At 68.4% G+C, this 13790-nt stretch carries 10 protein-coding genes; 4 read left to right on the top strand and 6 right to left on the bottom strand.

The features are described 5' to 3' along the window. Nucleotides 1-10: 10 nt before the first annotated feature. Nucleotides 11-1084 carry a succinyl-diaminopimelate desuccinylase gene (gene dapE, locus AC069H_RS29180; RefSeq protein WP_478234466.1) on the top strand — a complete coding sequence of 358 codons (1074 nt, stop codon included), beginning with the start codon at nucleotides 11-13 and terminating at the stop codon, nucleotides 1082-1084. On the opposite strand, the gene AC069H_RS29185 is transcribed toward dapE, so the two are convergent. The 6 genes from AC069H_RS29185 to AC069H_RS29210 form a co-directional block, all read right to left on the bottom strand. Beyond that, nucleotides 1077-1964: an aminoglycoside phosphotransferase family protein gene (locus tag AC069H_RS29185; protein ID WP_478225217.1), complete on the bottom strand. Its 888-nt coding sequence runs from the start codon at nucleotides 1962-1964 to the stop codon at nucleotides 1077-1079. The two genes, dapE and AC069H_RS29185, sit on opposite strands and share 8 nt — an antisense overlap. Continuing rightward, entirely contained in the window at nucleotides 1961-3214 is a 1254-nt protein-coding gene (locus tag AC069H_RS29190) for a helix-turn-helix domain-containing protein (RefSeq protein WP_478234467.1), read from the bottom strand. The genes AC069H_RS29185 and AC069H_RS29190 overlap by 4 nt, the downstream gene beginning before the upstream one ends. 146 nt (nucleotides 3215-3360) lie before the next feature. Then, on the bottom strand, nucleotides 3361-4416 hold the full coding sequence (locus tag AC069H_RS29195) for a chitinase (protein WP_478234468.1): 1056 nt from the start codon (nucleotides 4414-4416) through the stop codon (nucleotides 3361-3363). A 203-nt stretch (nucleotides 4417-4619) separates the two neighbouring features. Continuing rightward, the gene (locus AC069H_RS29200) at nucleotides 4620-6209 is read right to left on the bottom strand and encodes a M28 family peptidase (protein ID WP_478234469.1); all 1590 of its coding nucleotides are present in this window, start codon (nucleotides 6207-6209) and stop codon (nucleotides 4620-4622) included. A gap of 86 nt (nucleotides 6210-6295) precedes the next feature. Further along, nucleotides 6296-8563, bottom strand: a complete 2268-nt coding sequence (locus AC069H_RS29205; RefSeq protein WP_478234470.1) for a M4 family metallopeptidase — start codon at nucleotides 8561-8563, stop codon at nucleotides 6296-6298. A gap of 276 nt (nucleotides 8564-8839) precedes the next feature. Further along, on the bottom strand, nucleotides 8840-10153 hold the full coding sequence (locus tag AC069H_RS29210) for a helix-turn-helix domain-containing protein (protein ID WP_478234471.1): 1314 nt from the start codon (nucleotides 10151-10153) through the stop codon (nucleotides 8840-8842). A 182-nt stretch (nucleotides 10154-10335) separates the two neighbouring features. On the opposite strand from AC069H_RS29210, the gene AC069H_RS29215 reads away from it, so the two are divergent. The 3 genes from AC069H_RS29215 to AC069H_RS29225 all read left to right on the top strand — a co-directional run bounded on the left by AC069H_RS29215 (nucleotide 10336) and on the right by AC069H_RS29225 (nucleotide 13674). Continuing rightward, on the top strand, nucleotides 10336-12198 hold the full coding sequence (locus tag AC069H_RS29215; RefSeq protein ID WP_478234472.1) for a glycoside hydrolase family 9 protein: 1863 nt from the start codon (nucleotides 10336-10338) through the stop codon (nucleotides 12196-12198). 112 nt (nucleotides 12199-12310) lie between these two features. Then, nucleotides 12311-13096 carry an LOG family protein gene (locus AC069H_RS29220; protein WP_478234473.1) on the top strand — a complete coding sequence of 262 codons (786 nt, stop codon included), beginning with the start codon at nucleotides 12311-12313 and terminating at the stop codon, nucleotides 13094-13096. Continuing rightward, nucleotides 13096-13674: an LOG family protein gene (locus AC069H_RS29225; RefSeq protein ID WP_478234474.1), complete on the top strand. Its 579-nt coding sequence runs from the start codon at nucleotides 13096-13098 to the stop codon at nucleotides 13672-13674. The genes AC069H_RS29220 and AC069H_RS29225 overlap by 1 nt, the downstream gene beginning before the upstream one ends. The last annotated feature ends 116 nt before the right edge of the window (nucleotides 13675-13790 follow it).

A 13790-nucleotide genomic window follows, 5' to 3' on the forward strand; every position in this document is an offset into this window, starting at 1 on the left:
CGGTGCGGGCATGCCTTCGCTCGACTTGCACGCCGATCCCGTCGCCCTCACCGCCGCGCTGGTGGACATCTTCAGCGTCTCGGAGCAGGAGAAGGTGATCGCGGACACCGTGCAGGCCGCGCTCCAGGCGCAGGCGCCGCATCTCGAGGTGATCCGCAACGGCGACGCGGTCCTCGCCCGCACGAACCTCGGCCGCCCTTCGCGGGTGCTGCTGGCCGGGCATCTCGACACCGTTCCGGTCAACGAGAACCTGCCCGTGCGCCGCGAGGGGACCGGTGACGACGAGATCCTGCACGGTCTCGGCACCGTCGACATGAAGAGCGGTGACGCCGTCTTCCTGCACCTCGCCGCCGCGCTCCGGGAGCCGAGGCACGACATCACCTTCGTGTTCTACGACTGCGAAGAGATCGAAGCGACGAAAAACGGTCTCGGGCGCATCGAGCGTGAGTTGCCCGAGTGGCTGCGAGCCGACCTCGCGATCCTCGGCGAGCCGTCGAACGGCGGGATCGAAGGCGGTTGCCAGGGCACGATGCGGATCGAGATCCGCGTCGACGGCGTCCGGGCGCACACCGCGCGCGGCTGGATGGGCGTCAACGCGATCCACGGTCTCGCCGAACCGCTGCGCAGGCTGGCCGAGTACACGCCGCGGGTGGTCGACATCGACGGCCTGACCTACCGGGAAGGGTTGCAGGCCACGAAGATCGGCGGCGGCGTCGCGGGCAACGTCGTCCCGGACGAAGCCGTGCTCACGATCAACCACCGCTTCGCTCCCGACCGCTCCCCGGAGGATGCCGAGGCGCACCTTCGCGAGGTCTTCGAGGGCTACGACGTCAAGATCGTCGACTTGTCGCCAGGGGCATTGCCCGGCCTGAGCGCTCCCGCGGCGGCCGAGCTGGTAGCCGCGGCCGGGGGCAAAGCGGTCGCGAAGCTGGGCTGGACCGACGTCGCGCGCTTCGCGGCACTCGGGATCCCGGCGGTGAACTTCGGTCCGGGCGACCCGACGCTGGCGCACACCCGCCAGGAGAACGTCCGAGCGAGCGAGATCCGGCAAGTGGCCGCGGTGCTGCGCGAATTCCTCAGCTAGTCAGGGCGAGCAACTCGTCGAGCGCCTGCTCCGGGCCGCCATAGGTCAGGTGCGAGATGGCGAACATGGGGGCGACCACCCGGCTCCAGGCGTACAACCTGTCCCCGTCGAGCCCGCAGGCGTTCGCCACCGTATGGCAACGGGCCTCGACGCCTTCGTGCCCGGCGCCGCTCACCACGTAGTCGACGGCGTCGAAGCACGGATCACCCACGCACGCCTTCGGATCGATCGCGATCAGGCCGCGCGAGCCGCCGTCCAAGGCGTTGCCGAGATGCAGATCGCCGTGGAGCAACACGACGCCGGCCTGGGTGTCCAGCAACTTCTCGCAGCGCTCGATCGCCAGGCGCCAGTTTTCCGGGCCGATCCTGGCGGCGATGGCCGGTTCGGTGATCCGCTTGCCGATCCGGTCGAAGGATTCCTCGAACCGGCCGCGCAGGCTCCACGGCCAGTCCGCCGGCGGGGCGACGGAATGCAGCGCGCTGAGCAGGTCTCCCCAACGTTCCGGCAGGGTCGGCAGCGGCAGGTCCTCGGCCGGGGTGCCCGGCTGGATCTCTTCCAGCACCATCGCACCGGCGTCCGCGTCGGCGGCGAGGACGGCGGGCACCCGGCCCGACGGCGCGAACACCCGCAGCATTTCGAGCTGTTTGGTCAGCAGCGCCCCGTCCGGGCTGAGTTTGAGCACCGACGGCGTCCCATCGGACCAACGGCAGCGCAGGACGACGGACGAGGCGCCGCTCTCGAACAGCTCGCCGAGCTCGAAGTCCCATCGAGAGGCCAGCCTCGCGGCGAGTGCGGGGACCCCGGCGAGCCATCCGTCGGCGTCGGCGCCGAATCGGCTCACCAAACGAGCTCTGATGTCTTCCAAGTCCACTTCGGTCACTGGGAAACGTCCTCCTCGGCTCCGAGAAGGAGCAGTCCATGCCGCAGTAGGTCCGCGGCCTCTTCGAAACGCCCCTGATCGCGCAGTAGCTCTCCAGCTTTGTCGATTGAAGCGGCCAAGACGCCGCGGGTGTCGTGGAGGGCGGCTACGTCGATGGCATGCGCGAAGCCTGCTTCGGCTGCTTCGAGGTCTCCACGGGCCAGGGCCAGTGAGCCCTGCTGGAACGTGAGTGAAGCTGACAGCGGCGAGTCCTCAGGGATGGCTTCGGTTGCTTCGGAGAGTAGCGCGGTGGCGTCGCCGAGACGACCGAGTTCGCGGCAGACGTCGGCGAGTTCCAGCGTGACGGTGTGATCGGGTGCGGCCGCGCGTGACGCGCGAAGGTCCGCCAGAGCGCCTTCGAGATCGTCGGCACGCCGGTTCAGGGCTCGCGCGAACAGGCACCGGGCCAGCACCGGCCGCAGGGCGCGTTCGTGGAGCAGATCGTGCAGCGCCGAAACGGCGGCGACGGCGTCGGCCAGCCGTCCTTCGCCGAGATAGGACTCGGCCAGCCGTCGCTGGTTCCCGGCGAGTTCGGCCAGAATCTCCTCGCTGCCGCGAGCGAGCCGAAGTGCCTCTCCCGCGTGATGCGCGGCCTGGGCGTTCTCGCCGAGGCGGAGCTGCCCGTCGGCGAGGTACGCGTGCAGGGTCAGCAGGAGCACCGGATGCGGATGGCGGACGAGGCTCGCTTCGAGCGCCGTCCGGAGCAGGTGCATCGCGTGATGCGGCTCGCCCCGGCCGATCAGGACGTTCGCCCGCAGCGCGGCGGCCAGTTCGCGATACGGCGGGATGTCGTCGGCGAGCGCGGCTTCGGCGGCGGCCACCGGCCGTGCCCTGGCGTCGCCCTCGGTGAACCGCGCGAGCCACATCCAGGCGAGTCCGGCCTGGCGGTGACGGCCGATCTTCTCGGCTCGCCGGGCCAGGCGCCGCATCTTCGGCGCCGAACCGGTCCCCGCCAGGAAATCCGCCGCGGCCGCCGCGATGTCCAGATCGAGCCGGACGTCGTCGCGGGGCGACGTCACGCCGAGGAGTTCGCCGGTGTCCACGCCGAGTCGCGCGGCGAAATGGCGCATCGCGTCACCGGAGGGTGTCCGCGCGCCCGTCTCGACGGACGAGACGTACGCGGCGGTGTAGTGCGGTTCGGCGAGTTCGCGCTGGGTGAGGCCGCGTTCGGCGCGGAGCCGCCGTAGCCGTCCGCCGACCTCCTCGTCCATGACCGAGAACGATACGGGCGAACCCGCCGATGACGTGAGTTCGCCGTTCGATCACGCGAGTTCGCCCCCTGATCACGCGAGTTCGCCGGTTCCGCACAGCAAGCTCGCGTGATCAGAGGCGGGACTCGCGTGATCAGACGGACGACTCAGCGGCCCTGCAGGGATTTCACGTTCTGCCCGAATGTCCAGTTCCGTGAACCGTCCCAGTTGATCGACCAGGTCATCAGGCCCTTCAGCGCCGGAATGCTGCGGTACGCCTGGGAAACCAGGCTCGGCGACATGTAGCCACCGCCTGCGCCGGCCTGCGCGGGCAAGCCCGGAGCCTGCTTGTCGTAGGGCACGCGGATCGTCTGGCCCTGGATCACCAGGCCCTTGTCGAGGCAGTTGGTCTGCGCGACGAAGCCCTGGACCGTCCCCGCCTGGTAGGAATCACCGGAGCAGCCGTACATGCTTCCGTTGTAGTACTGCATGTTCAGCCACCACAGCCTGCCGTTGTCCGCGTACTTCTTGATGATCGGCAGGTACGCGCCCCAGATCGAGCCGTAGACGACGCTGCCGCCGGTGACGTACGCCGTCTCGGGCGCCATGGTGAGCCCGAAGTTCGGCGGCATTGCGGCGAGGACGCCGTCGATGATGCGGATGAGGTTCTTCTGCGAAGCGGAAAGCGTGTTGATGTTCCCGCTGCCGGTGAGGCCGGTTTCGATGTCGATGTCGATCCCGTCGAAGTTGTACTTCTTCAGGATCGGCACGATGGTCGCGACGAATTTGTCCGCCACGGTGGCCGAATTCAGGTCGATCCCCGCCGTGGCGCCGCCGATGGACATCAGGATGGTCGCGCCGGCGTCCTTCGCGGCGCACATTTCGGAGGGGGTCGCGACCTTCACAGTCGCGTCCATCCCATCCTCCCATTTTGCCGTTCCGTCGGACAGGATGACCGGAAAGGCCGCGTTGATCACGTTGTACCCATTGGCCTTGATCCGGGCGTCGGTGATCGGGATCCAGCCCATCGGCGGATGGACGCCGTTCGAGGCGCCGTCCCAGTTCTCCCAATAGCCCTGCAGGACCTTGCCCGCGGGCTTCGATTTGATTGCGCAGACCTCGGCGTCGGGAGACGCCTGCGCCGAGCCCAAGGCGACGAGTGTGGTGACGGCGAGTACCGCCGCGCCGGTGATTGCGAGCAGCCGTGAGACGCGACCGAACATACCCAGCTCCCATCTCGAAAGCGGTTTGAACGAACAGGAAGCGGCCGTTCGGCTCAACATAGGTCGCCGCGCATGAGTGGCGCTACCGACGATCGGGTGGTCTAGACCAGATATCGAAGAGTTGCCCGAAAATCTCCCTCACGCGCGAAGGCCATCTCACGAGGCCGGGTGTCCTCGTGAGATGGCCTTCGTCATTCGGATGGTCAGACGGTGATGGTCCAGCTGTCGAGCGTGCCGGTGTCCTGCGCGTAGGCGTCGTAGAGCACGAGCGTCCAAGTGCCGGAAGCGGCCTCGTTGGTCACGGGGACCGAGTACGTCCTGGTGCCGAGATCCGTACAGGGCAGGGAACCGGTGGGTTTGACCGAGTACGTGCTGCCGTCGGGGGCCTTCAGGCTGATGCGGAGGTCCTCGGAGCAGGTGTGCGTCCCGGTGATCGACACCTTCACCGGCGAGGTCGCCGTGCCCGTCGCGGTGGACGTGATCGGGCTGTTGACCGTCGCGTAGTCGTTCAGCGCGTAGTCGGTGCCGTTGGTGAACGTGCGCACGCTGACGTCGCCGACGGTGAGCGTGTACTGCGCCGTGCGGTCCACCGAGGTCCCGTCACCGGTCACCGTGATCGTGCTGGTGCCGTCAGGGGTGCTCGCCGACGTCGCGATGGTGAGCGTCGAGGAGCCGCCGGACTGCACCGAAGCGGGGTTGAACGTCGCGGTCGCCCCGGCGGGAAGACCGCTGGCACTCAGCGAAACCGCTTGTGCCGCACCGGAAGTCGTCGTGGTGTTGACCGTGACGGTCGTCGACTGTCCTGCTTGGACGGTGCCAGAGGACGGCGAGAGACCGAGCGAGAAGTCAGGCCCCGTCGACGTGCCGACGGCGAGCTTCCAGAGCGCGTACGCGATCGCGTCGCTGTTCTTCTCCAGTGGGGTGTCCGGGATGTTCGACAGCGTGTCGCACGCGCGGTGGTAGCAGCTGTCGAACGCCCTTCCGGCGGTGCCGCCCCATTTCTGTTGCTGCGCCGCGCTCTTCGTGTACCCGGCACCGGTCGCGAGACCGCCGACCGGGATGCCCGCGCTCTTGAACGACGCGTGGTCCGAACGGCCGTCGCCCTCGGTGTCGCCCTCGGTCTGGATGCCGATCGTCCGGAAGTACTCGTCGAACACGGCCTTGACCGAAGCGACGTCGTCGTAGACGAAGTAGCCCCAGTTGTCGGAGCCGATCATGTCGAAGTTCAGGTAGGTCTTGATCTTCGTGCGCTCGGTCTGCGGCAGGCTGTTGACGTAGAACCTGGACCCGCGCAGACCGGACTCCTCGTCGGCCCACCAGCCGAAGCGGACCCGCTTCGCCATCGCCGGGTTCTCGCGGGCCAGAGTCAGCGCGACTTCGAGGATCGAGGCCGAACCCGAGCCGTTGTCGTTGATGCCGGGGCCGGCGCTGACGCTGTCGAGGTGCGCGCCGAGCATGATGACCTGGTTGGCGTCACCCTGCGGCCATTCCGCGATCACGTTCTGGTTCGAACCCGCGCAGCTCGTGCAGGACTGCAACGTGACGTTGTAGCCGGCGTCGCGCAGTTTCTGTGCCACATAGGACACCGACGCCGGGTAGCCCGGCCGTCCGGCGGCGCGGTTGCCACCGTTCTGGTTGGCGATGGTCTGCAACGCGCTCAAGTGCGCCTTGACGTTGGCGAGCGAGATGTCCGGTGCGGCGGCGGCCGTGACCGCCTGCGCGGGCGCCGTGACGACACCCAGTACGGCGGCCATGCCGACGACGGCCGCTCCTATTCGCTTTCCCCACTTCATGCCGGGGTGTTCCTTTCTTGGGCGGGTCCGTGAAGGCCTCCTTCCCTACGCTGAAGGTAGGGAAGGAGGCCTTCACGGAACGGGAATCAAACGGTGATCGACCAGCTGTCGAGCGTGCCGGTGTCCTGCGCGTAGGCGTCGTAGACCACGAGGGTCCACGTGCCCGCCGCGACTTCGTTGGTCACGTTCACCGAGTAGTTCCGGGTGCCCAGATCGGTGCAGGGCAGGGAACCGGTGGGTTTGACCGAGTACGTGCTGCCGTCGGGGGCCTTCAGGCTGATCCGGAGGTCCTCGGAGCAGGTGTGCGTCCCGGTCACCGTCACCTTCACCGGCGAAACCGCGTTGCCGGTGGCGGTCGAGGTGATCGGGCTGTTCACCGTGCCGTAGTCGTTCAGCGCGTAGTCGGTGTCGTTGTTGTAGGTGCGCACGTCACCGCCGGTGCCGACGGTCAGCTTGTACTGAGCGGTGTGCGTGCCGCTCGCCGCGGTGCCGGTCACCGTGATCGTGCTGGTGCCGTCAGGGGTGCTCGCCGACGTCGCGATGGTGAGCGTCGAGGAACCGCCCGACTGCACCGAAGCGGGGTTGAACGTCGCGGTCGCCCCGGTGGGAAGACCGCTGGCGCTCAACGAAACCGTCTGTGCCGCACCGTTGGTGGTCGCGGTGTTCACCGTGACCGTGGCCGACTCGCCCGGCTTGACGGAACCAGCCGCCGGGGTGACGCCGACCGAGAAGTCGTCACCCTGCGGGGTACACGAGGCCGGTTCACCGGTCGCCGCGGGAACGCTGATGGCGTTCCACGCCGCCTTGGTGGTGTTGAACTCGGTGCAGGAACCCGGGTACAGCGCGAGCGCCGCTTCCAGGGTGGCCTTGCGGGCCGCGCGGTGGTTCCAGCTGGAGGTCTTCTTCAGCAGGCCGTTGTAGAAGATCTTCGCGGCCTTCTGGATGCCGATCCCGGTGATCGAGGTGTTGTTGCAGGTCGGGCTGGCCGGTTTGCCGACCGGCGCGGTGCCCTCGGCGAGCAGGTAGAACCAGTGGTTCTGCGGGCCCGCGGCGGCGTGCACCTCGGTGTTCGGGATGGACGACGAGTAGCAGTCGGGGTTGCCGGAGATCCTGCTCGGCTGGTTCATGTAGCGGATCGGGCCGCGGCCGACCAGGTTCACGCCCTCGCCGACGTCGTAGTCGGGGACGTCCTTGGCGTTGTTGGCGTAGTGCTCGGTGACGGCACCGAAGATGTCACCGGTGGACTCGTTGAGGCCGCCGTTCTCGTTGCCGCTGCCCGCGCCGCCCGGCGTGGTCTGGAAGATGGCGTGGCCGTACTCGTGCGCGACGACGTCCATCGGGGTGGCCTGGCGCTGGCCGTCCTGCGAGCGGCCGTAGGTGGTCGAGGAGCCGTTCCAGTAGGCGTTGGCCTGGTTGAGGCCGACGTAGGCGGGGAAGCCGCCGCCGTTGCCGTTGATGCCGTTGCGGCCGAGCCATTCGCCCAGCATCTTCCACTCGGTCTGGACGCCGAAGAGCGCGTCGACACAGGCGGTTTCCAGGTCGGTGCCGGAACCGTTGCCCCAGTTGTCGTCCGGTCCGCTGTAGGGCGAGCCGTTCTGGCGGGCGCAGCTGATGTTGGTGCGCTGCGGGTCGCGCATCGTGTACGTGCCGCCGGAGTTCGTCGTGTCGATGGTTACGTTGCCGACGTAGTAGCTGTTCCCGGCGCCCAGCGTGCTGACGTCGTTCGACGTCGCCTTCGGCGCGGCGGCGGGGAAGTTGGACATCTTGACGTCGTCACGGGTTTCGAGCACCGCGCCGGTGACGCCGTCCACGAACACGTGCAGGTTGCTCGGGTTCGCCGCCTTGGTACCGGCGACGACGACCTCGTAGGCGAGCTTGGGGGAGTTCCCCGCCAGCACGACCAACTTCGGCGCGACGACACTGTCCACTTTGGACAGCTGGCTGCGCGCGACCTCGGTCGCCTTCGCCGCGGAGATCTTGGCCTTCGTGTCCACCGAGATCGCCGCGGTCTCCGCGGCGCTGGTGCCGCGGACGCGCCCGGCGCCGTCGGCGACCACCACCGCGTCCCCGCCGACGACCGGCAGGCCACGGTAGGTTCGTTCGTAAGCGGCGTAGAAGAGTCCTCCGCCACCGGGGGTCAGCCCGACGCGGCGGAAGTCTTCCTGCGCCCCCTTCCTCAGCTGGTCTACACCGGTCGCGGCGGCCCGGTCGGCCGCGCTCGCGGCCACGGCGTCAGGGCTCGCGGGCTGGATGGTGGCAGTGGTCGCGTTCGCCGGGGTCACCGGGAACGTCATGCTCAGGGCAAGGCCGGCGACGGCCGCCAACCCTGTTCTGAGCCCTCGCTGAACGGTCATGTGAACCTTCCATGGGCAGGACCGTGTACCCGTCCGGCTAGAGGCGCGGCGGGGAATTCGACCTGGCGGGCGCACGGCGGGGGACGGGGAGCGTGCCCATTCGGATAACTGGAGTTATCCCGATGGACACGTCCGAGTAAAGGAGCCGGTCACAAGGTGCGTCAATGGGCCGGATGGCCTAGCGGAGCGGGTGAAGATCGACATGCAGGGAATAAAATGCCTGTGTAGTAAGAGTTTTCCCGCCATGTGCGATATATGGCGACTTTCGTATGGTTTTCAGCCGGTCGGCCCGAAATCGGACATAGCGGCCGCGCGTACACCGCGCCGATAGGCCTCCGCGGCCTTTTCGATTAATCCGCGGGCGCGCAACGTGTCGCCCAGATGTAGTGAGGTGGCGACGAGCGCGCCGCGCAGTTCGGACTTTTCCTGTGCGGTGGCGGCTTCTTCGAGTAGCGCGGTCGCCCCGGACAGGTCGCCGCGCGCGCGGGCGATGAGTCCCAGTAACCGGAGAACCTCGGCCCTGGCCTCGATATCGGGGGATCGATCCAGAAGCGGGCGGATCCCTTCGGCGAGTTCGGCGGCCTCGTCGAGCTTCCCTTGGCGGCGGCGGACATCGGCGAGTTCGATGGTCGCGCCGAGCACACCTTCCCGCGATCCCGCCTTGGCAAGGAGATCGCGCGCGAGCCGCAGTTCGGCGTGCGCCTCGTCGAGTTTGCCCAGCCGCCGCCACAGGAAGCCGCGCGCCCAGCGGCACCGGGCGGCGTCGCGGTCGTAGCCGAGGGAGGTGAACAGGCGCAGTGCCCGCGAAAGGTCCTTCTCCGCGCGGTCGACCAGGCCGATCGCCTGCCACAGTTGCGCGGCCTGCCGGTGATAGCGCGCGGCGATGTCCGCACGGTGAGCGGAAGGGAGGACGCGCCGGCCTTCATCGGCGGCACGACGGGCGCGGCGGAGCGCGCCCATTTCGATCAGCGGATGGATCAACGCGGTCACCAACGCCAGCTCGGCGTCGGGATCGCTCGTGCCGGGGGCGCGGAGATCGGCGAGCGCGTTTTCCACGAGCGCGACCGAAGCGCCCAGATCACCCGAAAGCGCGCGGCAGGCGGCGAGGCGGTTGACGATCATCGCGCGCAGCCGGGGCGACGCCGCGTCGGCGAGTTCCATGGCGTGCGCGAATCCCTTGTCCGCCAACGGGATGTCGTAGCGCTGCCACTGGACTTCGCCGAGATGGAAGCGCGCGTGGCATTGGACGTCCGGCAGCCGGTACTCCGCCGCTCGATGTTCCACCCGGGTGAACTCGCGTTCGGCGGCTTCGAGTCCGCCTTGCTGCAACTCGCGGTACGCGGCCTCGAGCGCGCCGGTGAGTTCCGCGGCGGCGCCCGGTGGCCGGTCGAAGCGGAGTTCGTCCGCAGTGAGGCCGAGCCGTCGCGCGAGGTGGGAGAGCACGTCGTCCGAGGGCAGACGGCGGCCCGACTCGACCTTGGCGAGGAAACCGCGGTCGTAGCGCGGCTCGGCGAGCTCACGCTGAGTCAGCCCGCGTGCCCGGCGCAACCGCCGGATCCGCGCGCCGAGTGGTTCTGCCCTGGACGGCACCGATCCACGGTAGACGATTTTCTGACGGGTATCCGGCCGAGCTGGGCGGATACCCGCCAACAACGGGCGGACCCGGTGACTTCCGACCGGCGAAACGGACATATTGACTGGTGGCGCTCGGGGAGCTAGCGTCTTGCGCAATAAAAAGGAAACTTTCTTAACTAAATGTGAGCGGGGCGCCGATGATGGTGAGTTCCTGGTCCCGGACGGTGGCCGCGGTTTCGGCACTGGTCCTCGGGGGTTTGACGGTTCCGGCGGTTTCGGCCGCGGCGGCGGTGCAGGGTGAGGTCCGGGTCGATCAGGTCGGCTACGGCATCACCGAGACCAAGTACGCCTATCTCCTGTCCAGCGCGCCGGGTGCGTTCTCGGTGATCGACGAACGCGGCCGGACCGTCCATCGTGGACGGACCGGTCAGTCGCTCGGCGCGTGGAACGCGAAGTACCCGGCGGTGTACCAGCTGGACCTGTCGAAGGTCTGGCTGCCGGGCAAGTACCGGATCGAGGTCACCGGCGAGACCAAGGCGACGTCGCCGACGTTCCGGGTGGACACCAAGGACCGGCTCTTCACACCGCTCGTCCGTGCCACCAACGAGTTCTTCCAGGCGCAGCGCGACGGTGACGACATCATCCCCGGCCGTCTCGACCGCAAACCCTCGCACCTGGCCGACAAGCAGGCCACGGTCTACGAATGGCCCGCGTTCGGCGGTGAATTCGGCGACGAGATCACCGAACCGCTGAAGCCGGCGGGCGGGCCGGTCGACGTCGAGGGTGGCTGGGTCGACGCGGGCGACTTCGTCAAGTTCACGTCGAACACGGCGTACTCGCTGGCGGAGCTGGGTTACGTGCTCCGCGAGGACTACGATCGGGTGCTGGCCAAGGAGGTCAAGCTCGGCCTCGACTGGCTCGACAAGATGTGGGACGAGAAGAGCAAGACGCTCTACGCCCAGGTCGGGATCGGGACGGGCAGCGACAAGTTCGGGTTCCTCGGCGACCACGACGTCTGGCGGAATCCGCACGACGACGACCCGCTCGACGTGAAACCCGGTGACCCCAAGTACTTCGTGAAGCACCGGCCGGTCTTCCCCGCGAACCCCGGCGGATCCGCGCTCAGCCCGAACCTCGCCGGCCGCGTCGCCGCCGCGTTCGCGCTCGGCGCCCAGGTCGAGGCGAAGCGGAATCCCGCGCTGGCAAAGGAATACCTCGCCGAGGCCTCGTCGGTCTTCGCGCAGGCCAAGACCGAGAACGTCGGCGAACTGGTCACCGCGTTCCCGCACGCGTACTACCCGGAATCGTCCTGGCGGGACGACATGGAACTCGGCGCGACGCAGCTGGCCCTGGCGGCCAAGGCCCTGCGTGACCCGCGGTCCGCCGAGTGGACGCGGCAGGCGGCGCACTGGGCGAAGGCCTACATCGACGTCGAAGAGAAGAGCACGCTCAACCTGTACGACACCAGCGCGCTGGCGCACGCCGATCTGGCGAAGCTCCTGCGGCACGGCGTCCCGGGTGCCGCGCTCGGTCCGAAGGAACTGATCGGCGACCTCCGCCGTCAGCTCGACGAAGGGGTCGCGAGCGCGGCTCAGAGTCCTTTCCGGACCGCCGTCTCGGTGAAGGAATTCGACGCGGCCAGCAAGAGCTTCGGGTTCGCCGCGACCGAGCGGCTGTACGCGGACCTGACCGGTGACCGCCGGTACGCGGCGTTCGGTTCGCAGCAGCGGAACTTCACCCTCGGCGCGAACGCCTGGGGCATCTCGCTGGTCGTCGGCGTCGGCACCACGTACCCGCGGTGCCCGCACCACCAGGCGGCGAATCTCGCCGGCGAGGAGAAACTGCTCTACGGCGCCGTCGTGAACGGCCCCAACGGAGCGGAGAACTTCGAGCACATGGAGCTCCCGCCCGGTTCGAAGGACTGCAGGAAGCCCTTCGAAGCCTTCGACACCCCCGAGGCCCGCTACGCCGACGACCTCGCGTCGTGGCCGAGCAACGAGCCCGCCATCGACTTCACCTCGACGGCCATGCTCGCGTTCGCGCTGACCGGACGTTCCTGAGGCGTGATCGCGGGGCCCGCTCACCGGCGGGTCCCGCGTTCGCGTATCCGACAACTCCTGTTCGCGGCGATGCTGCCGCTCCGGACGGTGACGACGTCGTAGGCTTGGCGGGGTGAGCGAGACAAGCGAGTTCCCCGACGGCCAGTACCCGGAACGTCCCCTCGAACGGCACAAGGGTCCGGTCGTGCTGCGGCGGGACCGGCGTGACCAGGGCAGCACCACCGACCAGCGCCTGCTGGACTCGCGGGGGCCGAGCGACTGGGTGCACACCGACCCGTGGCGCGTGCTGCGGATCCAGGCGGAGTTCGTCGAGGGCTTCGGCGCGCTGGCCGAGGTGCCGCGCGCGGTGACGGTGTTCGGTTCGGCGCGGACCAAACGGGACCACCCGGAGTACGAACTCGGCCGCAAGATCGGCGGCGCGCTCGCGAACGCGGGCTTCGCGGTGATGACCGGCGGCGGCCCCGGCGCGATGGAAGCGGTGAACCGCGGCGCCAACGAGGCGGGCGGGTTCTCGGTCGGCCTCGGCATCGAGCTGCCGTTCGAGCAGGGCCTGAACCCGTGGGTCGACCTCGGCGTCAACTTCCGCTACTTCTTCGCGCGCAAGACCATGTTCATCAAGTACTCGCAGGCGTTCATCTGCCTGCCCGGCGGTTTCGGCACGCTCGACGAGCTGTTCGAGGCGCTCACGCTGGTGCAGACGAAGAAGGTCACGAAGTTCCCGGTCGTGCTGTTCGGCAGCAAGTACTGGGGCGGCCTGTACGACTGGATCGCCAGTTCGCTGCTCGCCGAGGGCAAGATCGGTCAGAAGGACCTCGAGCTTCTGCACGTGACCGACGACATCGAAGACGCCGTACGCGTCGTGCAGGATTCGTACAAGGCTTGGGAGGACACCCACTGATGGCGGTTCCGCGCCGGGTCTGTGTCTTCTGCGGCTCTTCGATGGGCTTCGACCCGCGGTACGCCGACGAAGCTCGCGCCCTGGGCACGCTGCTGGCCTCGCGGGGCATCGGGCTGGTCTACGGCGGGGCTTCGGTCGGGACCATGGGCGTCGTCGCGGACGCCGCGCTGGCCGCGGGCGGTGAGGTGATCGGCGTGATCCCGGAGGCGCTGGGCAGCGTCGAGATCGCGCACGCCGGCCTGACCGAACTGCACGTCGTCGCCGACATGCACCAGCGGAAGGCGAAGATGGCCGCGCTGTCCGACGGCTTCCTCGCGCTGCCCGGCGGCGCGGGGACGCTGGAGGAGCTGTTCGAGGTGTGGACGTGGGCGCAGCTCGGGCTGCACGAGAAGCCGATCGGGCTGGTCGACGTCGGCGGGTACTACGCGCCGCTGCTGAAGTTCGCCGACCACATGGTGTCGGAGGGCTTCCTGTCGGCTGGGTACCGGGACATGCTCTCGATCGACTCGGATGCTTCGGTGCTCCTGGACGGCTTCGCGGACTACGTGCCTCCGCCTCGGCCTAAGTGGGCTAAGTAGGGCTTGGTCGCGTGGGTCGTGGGGGGGGGTTTTGGTTTTCCCCCCAAACACCCCCCCCCCCCCCCCCCCGGGGTTTTTTCCCCCTCGTTTCTCGGCCTGAAAAGAACACATCCTGC

This window comes from Amycolatopsis sp. NPDC043887, from assembly GCF_056435665.1.

Excerpts from the sequence above, each read along its gene's own strand:
- dapE (WP_478234466.1), top strand. The coding sequence starts at position 11 with ATGCCTTCGCTCGACTTGCACGCCGATCCCGTCGCCCTCACCGCCGCG.
- AC069H_RS29190 (WP_478234467.1), bottom strand. The coding sequence starts at position 3,214 with ATGGACGAGGAGGTCGGCGGACGGCTACGGCGGCTCCGCGCCGAACGC.
- AC069H_RS29195 (WP_478234468.1), bottom strand. The coding sequence starts at position 4,416 with ATGTTCGGTCGCGTCTCACGGCTGCTCGCAATCACCGGCGCGGCGGTA.
- AC069H_RS29200 (WP_478234469.1), bottom strand. The coding sequence starts at position 6,209 with ATGAAGTGGGGAAAGCGAATAGGAGCGGCCGTCGTCGGCATGGCCGCC.
- AC069H_RS29205 (WP_478234470.1), bottom strand. The coding sequence starts at position 8,563 with ATGACCGTTCAGCGAGGGCTCAGAACAGGGTTGGCGGCCGTCGCCGGC.
- AC069H_RS29215 (WP_478234472.1), top strand. The coding sequence starts at position 10,336 with ATGATGGTGAGTTCCTGGTCCCGGACGGTGGCCGCGGTTTCGGCACTG.
- AC069H_RS29225 (WP_478234474.1), top strand. The coding sequence starts at position 13,096 with ATGGCGGTTCCGCGCCGGGTCTGTGTCTTCTGCGGCTCTTCGATGGGC.